The sequence below is a fragment of the Paenibacillus sp. 01L418 genome, assembly GCF_056400045.1.
The window spans coordinates 1-12362 of the sequence record NZ_JBFTSN010000172.1; the positions used below are offsets into that span (position 1 = coordinate 1).

Consider the following 12362-nt stretch of genomic DNA (forward strand, 5'->3'; position numbering starts at 1 on the left):
CATTTACTTGGGGCAACGTCAGCGGTGTAGATAGAGAGTCTGGTTATGCGGTTATTAAGCCGAGCGGCGTTCCTTACGAGGAGTTAAAAGCCGAGCAGATGGTTGTCGTAGATTTGGATGGCCATGTAATTGAAGGAAATCTTCGACCTTCCTCGGACACGGCTACTCATGTGCTGCTATACAAAGCGTTTCCTTCGATAGGTGGAATTGTACACACCCATTCGCCTTGGGCGACAAGCTGGGCACAGGCGGGGCGCTCTATTCCATCGCTTGGCACGACGCATGGCGACTATTTCTATGGCGAGGTGCCCTGCACACGCGCGATGACAGAAGCGGAAATCAACGGCGCATATGAGCTGGAAACGGGCAATGTCATCGTTGAAACCTTCAATAAAAACCATATCGATCCAAACCAAGTGCCTTCGGTGCTCGTAAACAGCCACGCTCCTTTTTGCTGGGGCAAAGACCCGCATAACGCCGTTCATAATGCGGTTGTGCTGGAGGAAGTGGCGAAGATGGCTCTTCATACGTATCAGCTTAACCCGAATGTTCAGCCCATGGATCAAGCTTTATTGGACCGACACTATTTACGCAAGCACGGAGCGAACGCCTACTACGGCCAAAAATAAGGAGGATTCGGATAATGAGCAAAAAATACGCAATTGGTGTAGACTACGGCACGCAATCGGGCCGAGCTGTTCTTGTGGATCTATCTAACGGTGCCGAGGTAGCGGAGCATGTCACGCCGTATACTCACCACGTTATTGATGAGAAGCTTCCGGTATCTGGCATTAAGCTTGAGCATGACTGGGCGCTTCAGCATCCGCTTGACTATATTGAAGTGTTGGAATTGTCGGTTCCTGCGGTGATGAAGGAATCAGGTATCCATGCTGCTGATGTCATCGGTTTAGGCATCGATTTTACAGCATGTACAATGCTTCCCATCGATGGAGAAGGGAATCCTCTATGTGTACAGGATGCCTACAAGGATAATCCGCATAGCTGGGTGAAGCTGTGGAAGCATCACGCTGCACAAGATGAGGCTAACCTTATCAACGAAATGGCAGCGCAGCGCGGTGAGAAGTGGGTGCCGCGTTATGGAGGCAAAATATCATCAGAGTGGATGATGGCCAAAGCATGGCAGATTTTGAATGAAGCACCGGACATTTATGAAACTGCAGATAAATTTGTTGAAGCGACGGACTGGGTTATTGGCCAATTGACCGGCAATATTGTTCGCAACAGCTGTACGGCCGGCTACAAAGGCATGTGGCATAAGCAAGAGGGCTATCCAAGCAAGGATTTTTTCAAAGCGCTTGATCCTCGTTTAGAAAACCTGACAGAAACGAAGCTGCGCGGTGAAGTTGTACCGCTTGGCTCGAAGGCTGGAGAATTGCTGCCTGATATGGCTGCACGCATCGGACTTGCGCCAGGCACGGCGATCGCGGTTGGCAATGTGGATGCACATGCGGCGGTGCCAGGTGTTGGCGTCGTTACGCCAGGCAAGCTGGTTATGGCGATGGGCACATCGATTTGCCACATGCTGCTCGGAACGGAAGAGAAGGAAGTGGAAGGAATGTGCGGTGTCGTTGAGGACGGCATCATTCCGGGTTACTTTGGCTACGAAGCGGGACAATCAGCGGTTGGCGATATTTTTGAATGGTTCGTTGAGGAATCTGTTCCAGCCTACGTACTTCAAGAGGCAGAGCAGGCTGGCGAAAATGTACATGTTTATTTGACTCGCAAAGCCAGCGAGCTGAACGTTGGCGAATCCGGCGTACTGGCGCTTGACTGGTGGAATGGAAACCGCTCGGTTCTTGTAGATACAGATTTGACAGGTACCATTGTAGGCCTCACCTTGCTAACGAAACCTTGGGAAATTTACCGCGCCCTTCTTGAAGCAACGGCATTTGGCACACGCAAAATCGTCGATGCGTTCCACAGCAACGGGGTTGAAGTAAATGAATTGTACGCATGCGGCGGATTGCCGCAGAAGAACGCGCTGCTTATGCAGATTTATGCAGATGTAACGAATCGCGAGATCAAGGTCGCAGCATCCAAGCAAACGCCTGCACTTGGTGCAGCGATGTTTGGAGCAGTAGCAGCTGGTGCCGCAAAGGGCGGTTTCGACAGCATTGTTGATGCGGCTCAGAAGATGGCTCGTGTACGCGAAGAAACGTTCAAGCCGATTCCGGCAAACGTTGCAGTTTACGAGAAGCTGTATGCGGAATATAACTTGCTGCACGACTACTACGGACGCGGCGCAAATGATGTAATGAAACGCCTTAAGGTTATAAAAGAAGAGCAAGCTTAGGTAGCTATTATTCAATCATCTATATACCAAAAAAACGACTCCAGCATTTAATTATGCGAGGGAGTCGTTTTTTTTATTAATTTCTAGCTTTTTCCACTATTCTTGTCGAAAATGTACAGAATTTGTACAGAAACGAATGTTATTATAGGTCGTCGGACTTATAAAAAAGAGACATAAGAAAGTAGACAACTTTTGAAAGCGATCTTAATAGTAAAGGAGAGTACGGGAATGATGGAAGATGGTAGGTCTATGGAACCAAGAAGTTCTAGGAACAGAGGTCGAATGAACAGCAGACTGTGGCGAAAACGGTTATTTACCGCATTTATGGCATTTGCGGTGCTGCTCGTTCAGCTTTTCCCTGTTCCATATGCAGCAAGTGCTGCAGCGCTTGATACAGGAGCGACTTATTTTACCGGTACGGATAACTGGGGCGGCGGAGCGGCGAACAGTGCAGCTGACGGCGATGTAGACAGCAGCACGGGGAACGGTACACCTCTTTATCCAATCGAATTTAAAATTAAAGACATTAAAGCCAAACCTACAAAAAGCGCTTATATGCTTATACGGGCTCTTGATGTAGACGAATACGATGAATCAAACAAAAGCGGTACAGGCGAGTGGGACCGTGTATATTTCTCATCTAACCCTGCAGATATTGCATTAGGTGCACCTACAACCCCATGGCCAGCAAATTTTGGGTCTGCTACATACAAGAAGGAATTCCCTCAAGCATTTAACTTGGGCGCTTTATCCGGAAAAAATGATGTGTGGAATACGACCGTTCTGGAAATTAAACCTGATCAATGGAATAGTATCGTCGCCAATCAGGATTTATATGTTGGTATTTCCGTACATCATTATTTCATGAATACTTCTAATTTCAACAGCGGCTGGGTGACGACCATCGATTGGGGTCAGCTTGTCATTGACGGCGGCGTGAGAGAGACCGGAGAAATTACCGGAGCCGCTGTTGCTGTTACGAAAGACAAAGTAACGATAAATACAGGTTTCTTGCCTAAAAAAGACGGAAACTTTTATATGGAAGTCAACGTCATTGAGAAAACGAAAGTCGGCAATGAGATTAGGGAGAAAAACTTGGATTTGTCGCAGAAGTACTTTAGCGGCTCCAAGCAAGGAACCGAGCAGAAATGGGACAACATTGTACTTAATGCTCCTGGAGCAGATCCAAGCAAAGAATACACTGTAAATATTATATTGTTCGACAAGCAGCCAGATAAGAATGAACCTGGAACAGCTCAGCATATTTATTCGATGTCTACGTTTGACCCCGCGGTAAAAGATATTGCAAAAGCGGGACCTCAATACGAGCCAACGAATTTTACGCTAACTGACTTCAGCAGCAAATATTATCGTGTAACAGGTGAAGCGCAAGCAGCTAAGCTTGAAAAAGTGAAAATCGTTTCGCTTCCAAGCGGCGGCAATCTCCAGATTGCAGGAGTGGACGTTAAATTAGATGACGAAATTGCTAAGGCAGATGTCGCTAAATTGACCTTCGTTCCAGATGCAGCAGGTTTAACGGGCACGACTTCATTTAAGTGGAATGGCTACGATGGAAGCAAGTACGCGGCTATCGATGGGACGGTAACGATTACTGCAAATGCCGCTCCTGTTGTAACAGATATGAATAAGGCTATTAATCAAGGTGAAACACTGACATTTACAGCTTCAGATTTCACAAGCCAGTATACGGATGCAACTTTGCCGAAGGAAAACTTAAGCAAGGTGAAAATTGTTTCATTGCCGGCGCCAGCTGCCGGTAAGCTGATGATCACAAACGGCGGTTCTGCTGCAGCTGTGGCCGTGGGCGATGAAATCAGTGCAGCTGATTTGGGCAAGCTGAGCTTTGTTCCTGCGAGCAATGCCAGCGGTACAGTTTCTTTTAAGTGGAATGGCTCAGACGGCGTTCAGTATGCGAAGGATAATAAGCAAGTGACCATTGCTATTAATACGGCGCCAATTGTTAGTAACATTTCTTTTGCAGCTATAGCTGGCAATACGGTTCAAATGAAAGCTACCGATTTCACTAATGCGAATGCATATAGCGATGCGGATGGCGATTTATTGACGAAAGTACGTATTAACCTGCCAGCCAACTTTTCCAATAGCGGAAAGCTGCGTTATACATCCGAAGGGGTGGACTTCGTAGTATCTTCTAATACTGAAATTTCTTTAACGGAATTAAATACGCTGCGTTTCGTTCCAGCTGCAAATTTGGCGGAAGAAAGCACAGTTGCCTTCACTTGGGATGGATTTGATGGCAAACAGTATTCTTTATCGCCAGCAAATGTGAGCATTACTTATACGAACGACCCTGTCGTGAGCAACATTGCGAAGGACGGTCTTCAATATGAGCCGACTGCTTTTACAGCTGACGAGTTTAGAAGCCATTATGCGAAAGCAAACGGTGCTGCTAATTTCAATGGACTTCAGCGTGTGAAGATAGTTACTCTGCCAGCAGTGGGACAAGGCTCCTTGTTCCTAGGCAGCAAGGCAGTTGAAGCCGGTGATGAAATTGCGATCGGTGAAGTGGATACGTTATCCTTTGTTCCAGCTGATGCTGGATTCACAGGTACGGCAGCATTTAATTGGAATGGTTATAATGGATCGAAATACGCGAAGCAGCCAGCTGCGGTAACTATTAAAGCGAATGCTGCTCCAACGGTAGAACAGATTAACAAGGAGATATTAAAAGGTGGCACGGTGCCTTTTGCAATTAAGGACTTTACGGATTCGTACAGCGATTCCAACAGTGAGAGCTTAAGCAGAGTAAAGCTCGTATCGCTCCCAGATCCTGCAAAAGGCAAGCTTGTTTTTCAAATAGGCAATGGCCCAGTTTATGACATTACGACTGCCGGCTTTGTCATTAAAGCAAGTGACTTAGATGGTTTAACCTTTGTGCCTGCTGCAGGCGTGACGGGTTCAGTAACATTCGACTGGAACGGCTCGGACGGCAAGCAATATGCGAAGGAAAACAAGAAGGTTACGATTACTATTAATACTCCGCCAGTCGTAGACGACATTATAAAAGCGGGACTTTCTGGTGAAATTATTGCTTTTAAAACAACGGATTTCACGGAATCGCCTCGTTACACAGATGCAGATGGCGATTTGCTGAAAGAAGTTGCGATTATTGTTCCAGCAAATTTTAATCAGAGCGGAACGCTTTGGTACACACCTTCTGTTGGTGAGTCTGTCTATATGGTGCCAGGCAGTACTGAAATCATTGCAAAAAGCGATTTGGAAAGTCTTAAATTCCAGCCTTCAACCTCATTAGCAGAAGGAAGCACGGTTGAATTTGGTTGGAGGGGCAGCGATGGGAAACAATTTGCAGAAGCGGCTGCTGCAATCACTATTGGCTACAACGGCAAGCCGGTTGCAGAACCAATCACTGTAAATGTTGCCGAAGGCACAACTGATATTATTATTGTATTTAAAGGTTCAGATCGCGAGACAGTTACGAAGCTTGTTTACGGTTTAGAGAGCAATCCAGGAAAAGGTACGCTAGAGCCTGCCGATTATAATGTATCAGGTGATACATGGATCTATAAACCGGTTTCGGATTTTATATCTGGACAGGATAGCTTTACGTACACTGTAACGGATGGAGATAATCAAGTTTCAGCTCCTGCAACGGTGACGATTAATATTCATAGAGCGCTCGATGGATGGGCCGGAGACAAAGCGCAAGGCGAATCAAAGGTATTAAACATCATTCCAGGCGAACAGCTTAAGCTGAGTGCTGTCAGTTCCTTGCTTGCTAAGAGCGTTACGGCGAATGTGAACGGTATTATCGTACCGCTTACGCTTGTCAATCAGGATACCTTCGTAGCAGACGGCTATAAGAAGTGGGAAAATACAACGTATTTACTTCCTGAATTAACAGCAGCAAGCAAATACGAAGTTACATTTAAGGCGCTAGACGTTGAAGGAGGCTTATTGCCTTCAGAGACAAAATTAGCGGATAACAGCTTTGAAGTGGTTAAAGCGGTACTGGCGTTAACCGCAAGTCCAGAGAAAATTTTGGGCGATGGCAAATCAACTACCGAGCTATCGGCATTGCTTACAAATGCAAATGGCGCTCCAATTAAAGGTGTAACGGTTATTTTTGAAGCTCCTGCAGGTAAAGGGACGTTTGTTGGTGGAAACACCGCGGTCACTGACGAACAAGGGTTAGCGAAGGTTACGTACAAATCACAGCAAATTACAGGCATCAACGAGCAGCAGATTCCGATTCAAGCGAATGTGTACAACAAAGAGCGTGGCTTGAAGGAGCAGGATGAGATCATCATTACCTTCTTGCCTGCTGCAGTTAAAGGGTCTATTACAAAGGGAGATAYGAATTCGCCAATCGCTGGCGCAAGTGTTCGCGTAACGCTTGATCTAGATGGCGACGGCGTTATCACTCCAGGAACAGACTTTGATGAAACGGTTATTACCGATGCTAGCGGAGCTTATTATGTCGTGGTTCCAAAAGGCGATGTCGTTTATGAGTTGGAAGTGACGCAAACGGTTGATGTTGGCGGCGTTCCTACACCTGTAACCTATAAGCAATCGGCTCAAGTTGGTGAAGTAACAGGAGCAGGCGAGGAAAACTTTGAATCTGAGAAAACGGTAACAGGTATCGTGCTGCTTAAGCAGCCAGATGGCAAGTCCTCGTTGTTTAACAGTGATCTGCTTGCTAAAACAAATATTTATTTGAAACAAGCGGATGGCAGCTACATTTCCGAAGGTGGAGCTCCGAAAGCATTTTCACTTAGCCCACAAGGCGTATTTAATGCGAATGGGCTTGCTATTGGAGAATACGAGCTGGAAATTAGATATAAAGTTGAACCTGGCAAGGAAATTATTTTCAGCCATGCAGGGGTCAAAGTAACGGCTTCAGGGGAAATGAATATTTCTGAGGCGCTTGTCGATCCATATGGAACGGTTACTAATTCGGTTACAAAAGCAGTAATTGAAGGTGCATCCGTTGTTCTTTATTACGCGGACACAGCAAGAAATAAAGGCAAAGGGATTATACCTAACACGGAGGTTGTTTTGCCGGCTCTCGTTGGTTTTGCACCAAATGACAATGCGAGTCCAGAACAGCTGACGGATGCACACGGTTTCTATGCCTATATGGTGTATCCAGAAACGGACTATTATCTTGGCGTAATGAAGAATGGGTTCTATAACTATAAAAGCCCAGTTCTCTCCGTTGAATGGGAGATTGTCAAACATGATCTAGAGCTGACGCCTATTGAGGCAAGCGCTCCATCTGCCAATCCTGCGCTTACACTTTCAGTCGACAAGAACAAAGTAAAAGAAGGAACAACGTCGACTCTAACGGTGGATTACAAAAACAACTCCAGCAGTCCAATGGCAGCAGGAGAAATCGAGGTCAAGATTCCAGCGGGCGCAGTTGTTGTGGATGCAGCTGGCGGAATCGTAACAGACAACACCATTGTATGGAAAGTAACAAATGTACAAGGAGGACAGAACGGCAGCTTCAAAGTGGTCATCGAATGGCCGCTTATGAAAGCAGCAGATACGGCATTTGATATTTCGGGTGAGTTTATTGGGAATAATGCCACTGTCCAATCATCAGTAAAAGTAAATGTATTCTCAGATCGCTTCGGGGAGCTTACTCATACTCGTTATATTCTTGGATACCCGGATAAGGAATTCAAGGCAGAAGGCTCATTGACTCGTGCGGAGCTTGCAGCCATTGTTGCAAGACTATCTGGAAACGAGAAAGTGGAAGAGCCGCTTTCATTTAACGATATTCGCAAAGGTCACTGGGCGACGAACTACATCCAAAGCGTTACGGTAAATGGCTACTTCAGCGGATACGAAGACGGCTCTTTCCGTCCAGATGCGGCAGTTACAAGAGGAGAGCTTGCAGCGGTTATGGCAAGGTTCCTCAAGCTTGAAGTGAGCGCGCCTGCGACAGCCCACTTTAAGGATACTTCGGGCTACTGGGCAGCAGACACGATCGAAGCTTTGTTTAACGGCAAGTTTTTAACCGGTTATCCGGACGGAAGCTTTAAGCCGAAAAAAGAAATTACTCGTGTTGAAGCAGTTACGATGATCAATCGTATGCTTTATCGCGGACCGCTTCAGGGGCTGGCTCCATTGTTCCCTGATATGCCGCAAAGCCACTGGGGCTTTGGCGATGTACAGGAAGCAACGATCTCACACAAAGCTGAGCGCAATGAAGACGGCAGCGAAAAATGGATCGAAAGCATCAATGATAGCGTGAAATAAAGAGCATTAATAGAAGCAGCCTATCTGTTCACAGTGTATTGTGACCATGATAGGCTGCTTTTTTTAAATATGGCTCCATTTCCCACTATAAAAAAATGGAGATCATTTACTTTTTGATATAGAATAGATAGATATGTTTAGAGAGAAACGTGGGCTGGGGGATGAACGGAAGTGTATTGCCATCATTGTGAAAAAAAACAGACGGATGATGCCATTTATTGCAGCCAGTGCGGCAGATTGCTTGCTGATGGAGAAGAAACTGCAGCGGCTCTAAGTACTGAGCGATCTATGCTGTTATCGGAGCGGGCTGCTTCTGTAGAGATAGACGCAACAAGCCAGCAGCCGGGCAAGCCTAAAAAAACGCGGAGACGTAGAGCTAAGAGCTCTATTTTGGCATGGCTGATGCCTATAATTTTAGCGCTTGTTACCGCTGGTTCCGTATTTAGTTACTATATATATCAATCCGAAATAAATGATAGAGTCATCAAGCTTCATGTTGAGGCGAAGGCGGAGGCGCTAGCAGGGAAATATGACAAAGCGCAGAAGCTGCTGCAGGAAGCCTCGGATGCGCGTCCAGGCTTTGGCGCTCTGCAGAAGGATGCGGAGATCGTTGCCCTTGTCGCAGAGCTGGCACAGTCAATTACAGCTGCGGGGAAGCAGCTGGAGGAGAGTAAGCTTGAAGAGGCAGAACAGACACTGGAGCGGATTAACGGTGAATTAAAGGGTCATAAAGAGCCAATCTATATAAAGATTAAGCATCAGCTTGACGACTATAACGTTAAACTTGGTGTCATGAGGCTGACGGAAGAACTGGCAGGTCTGAATACAGTGGATGAGCTTGAGTCAAGGCTTAACATTGCGAATCAATTAGACGGTGAAGAGGCGCTAGCTGTAAAAGAGCAAATTGTTGCCAAAATCGTCGATATAAGCTATAAGGATGCCGAAGCATTGCTTAAGAAAAAAAACTATTCGGATGCGTTGGCGCTGACGGACCGAGCGCTGCTTTTTGCCAAGGATAATGAGCGGATTATGTCACTGGCCAAAAAGATAACTGATGCACAGGCTGATTACGAGAAAAGGGAACAGCGAAGATTAGAGCAAGCGATGCAGCAGGCTGCAGCAGAGGATCTAAAAAATCAAACGGCAGCCGTCGAGGTTGTTAAAATCGAATCGACGCTAGATGAGTTCGGAGATTTAAATATTGTAGGCGAGCTGAAAAATGCCGCTACACGGCCTATTTATTCGATTAGCGTTCAATTTATCGTCTACGATGCTGACGGCAAAGAGGTAGGCAAGGGCAAGGCAGAGGCGACGCCGGATTATGTTGATCCAGGCCAGAAAATCACCTTTAATAGTACGGTATATGGGGTTTATGTAGAGAATACAACCGTCGTCGTTGATCACGCGACTTGGTATTTGGATTAAGGGGAAGATGTGATGAGAAAACGAGCTTGGATTAGCGTCATCGCTTCTACTCTCATTGTATGTGGAGGATTGGCTGCTGCGTTAGCCATTCATTCAGAGTTGCCAAACAGGCTGACGGGAAAGCCGTTGCTTGCGGTAGCTGATGAGACGAAGCAGAAGTCTCTTAAGGATATTATTTTTGAAACGCAGAAGCTGGTCGTCATGATTGAAAATGAAAACGGGGATCAAGGCTCAGGCTTCCTTTATAATAAGCAAGGGGATCTCATCACGAATGCGCATGTTGTCGCTGGCTCCCATACTGTGAAAATTAAAACAGCGGATGCACGCGAGCTGGACGGAAAAGTCATTGGCATTAGCACGGAAACGGATATTGCGGTTGTTCGTGTGAAGGAACTGGCTGGAACGGAGCCGCTGCAGGTAGAGCGTAAAGAAAGAGCGGAAGTCGGGGACGAAGTGCTTGCTGTTGGCAGTCCGCTCGGATTTCAAAATACGGTTACTACCGGTATTGTCAGCGGACTAGGAAGAACGTTCAAAATTGATTCCTATTTGTATTCGGATCTCTATCAAATTTCTGCGCCAATTGCTCCTGGTAATAGCGGTGGACCGCTCGTTGATCAGAAAACGGGATCGGTGCTTGGCATTAATTCTGCCGGTTATGAGCAAGGTTCAATTGGCTTTAGTATCCCCATTGCGAACGTAATCGATATCGCAGAAGGCTGGTCTACTAAACCGATGACTAAGCTGCCCGATCTGGAGCTTTCGGATAAGGAACTGAAGATGGAAGATGAAGCGAAGATTGAGGAATATGCTGATTATCTCGTTACTCATTTTTATGACAGTCTGAACAATGCCGATTATGTCTATGCTTATTCATTGCTAGGCGGCAATTGGAAGGAAGGGACGAGCTACGAGAAGTTCAGGGCAGGTTACTTGGGGACGCTGAATGTGGTCATCGAAAATATGCATGTGACGGAGAGCAGGGAAGACAAAGCTACCGTTATCGCTGTTATTTCAGTAGATGAGCGGGTCGAAGGCAAATATGTGTTAAGCAAATACCAAGTGACCTATGAGGTCGGCTACGAGAACGATCAATTAAAGCTGCTGAGCGGCAAAGGTAAGGCTATTAAGTAAAAGAATGCTGTTTAAAAAGCTAGAAAAAGTCGGTCAGGGGAGACCGCTTTTTCTAGCTTTTTTGTATAGCTGTGGGACTTGCCTTATCGATGAATTTATTGATTCATCGTCAGTTCTAATTAAATTTCTATGCTTGTATTTTCGATTTCATCCTCGCGCAAAACAGGGCTTAAAAAGAGTTCAAGCGCTAAAGAGTCATTGCGCTGAAGCGGGAAGCTGAGCAGCGATGCTGGAATTACGCGTCCGTTCAGTACAAGTTGATAGCTGGTATTGCCACCAATAGGGACTCCACTAACGGAATTAATTTGACCATTAAAGCTGAAGCTGACAACCCCCGTTTCAGCTAGAGCCTGATAGATGGTCAAACCCGGTCGGAAAGGAATGCGATACGCCTCAGTTATGCTAGGAAACGCTCTTCCACCGTTTATGAGAACCGTTACGGTCGCCTGCGGTCCCGCAGGCGGGAACAGCCATGGCCCACCGATCCAGAAGCCCCCCGGCCCAAAGCCGCCGGGTCCCCCTGGCCCAAAGCCGCCGGGACCGCCCGGCCCAAAGCCGCCGGGACCACCCGGCCCAAAGCCGCCGGGTCCCCCTGGCCCAAAGCCGCCGGGACCGCCCGGCCCAAAGCCGCCGGGACCGCCCGGCCCAAAACCGCCGGGTCCCCCCGGCCCAAAACCGCCGGGACCCCCTGGGCCAAAACCGCCGGGACCCCCTGGGCCAAAACCGCCGGGACCCCCTGGGCCAAAACCGCCGGGACCACCTGGGCCAAAACTGCCGGGTCCGCCCGGCCCAAAACCGCCGGGACCACCTGGGCCAAAACTGCCGGGTCCCCCCGGCCCAAAGCCGCCGGGTCCGCCCGGCCCAAAACCACCTTGCTGAGGCGTTGGCGTGATCATTCGAGGTCCACCACAACCGCAGCCCTTGCTAGCTGGACGAGAATTCACATTATTAGCATAAGTATATTCCATGAGAGTACTCAGACTCCTTTACATCGCAAATTAGGCATTTATCCTACTGTAGCGTATGCGGCAAAAGCCTATGAGGTGAGTGTGCGTATGAGGCGGGTGTAAAAGGGAACTAGTATTTCTTATCGAGCTTAACGGACATTAGTTCCGCTATTTTGGCTTAAAACGCAAGTTTAGCCTACTAACGGACATAGGATACGTTATTACACTTAAAATGAGCTCAATTCGCCCTAATTCCAGCAAATAAAGGATCCTATGTC

6 protein-coding genes are annotated in these 12362 nt (G+C 47.2%); 5 read left to right on the forward strand and 1 reads right to left on the reverse strand.

Annotation, left to right across the window (positions count from 1 at the left end; translation table 11 throughout):
* From AC1DSE_RS19540 to AC1DSE_RS19560, 5 genes are all read left to right on the forward strand, one after another.
* Positions 1 to 629: L-ribulose-5-phosphate 4-epimerase (locus AC1DSE_RS19540; RefSeq protein ID WP_477528057.1), on the forward strand; the 629-nt coding region annotated here is incomplete at its 5' end.
* A 14-nt stretch (positions 630 to 643) separates the two neighbouring features.
* Positions 644 to 2314 (forward strand): ribulokinase, encoded by a 1671-nt coding sequence (locus AC1DSE_RS19545; protein ID WP_441907994.1) that lies wholly within the window; start codon positions 644 to 646, stop codon positions 2312 to 2314.
* 282 nt (positions 2315 to 2596) lie between these two features.
* On the forward strand, positions 2597 to 8581 hold the full coding sequence (locus AC1DSE_RS19550; protein ID WP_477528058.1) for an S-layer homology domain-containing protein: 5985 nt from the start codon (positions 2597 to 2599) through the stop codon (positions 8579 to 8581).
* Between the two features lie 171 nt (positions 8582 to 8752).
* Positions 8753 to 10006 carry an FxLYD domain-containing protein gene (locus tag AC1DSE_RS19555; RefSeq protein ID WP_441878501.1) on the forward strand — a complete coding sequence of 418 codons (1254 nt, stop codon included), beginning with the start codon at positions 8753 to 8755 and terminating at the stop codon, positions 10004 to 10006.
* Between the two features lie 12 nt (positions 10007 to 10018).
* Positions 10019 to 11137, forward strand: a complete 1119-nt coding sequence (locus tag AC1DSE_RS19560) for a S1C family serine protease (protein ID WP_477512562.1) — start codon at positions 10019 to 10021, stop codon at positions 11135 to 11137.
* 119 nt (positions 11138 to 11256) lie between these two features.
* Here the strand turns inward: AC1DSE_RS19560 and AC1DSE_RS19565 are convergent, their stop codons facing one another.
* Positions 11257 to 12105, reverse strand: a complete 849-nt coding sequence (locus AC1DSE_RS19565; RefSeq protein ID WP_477512563.1) for a hypothetical protein — start codon at positions 12103 to 12105, stop codon at positions 11257 to 11259.
* Between the last annotated feature and the right edge of the window lie 257 nt (positions 12106 to 12362).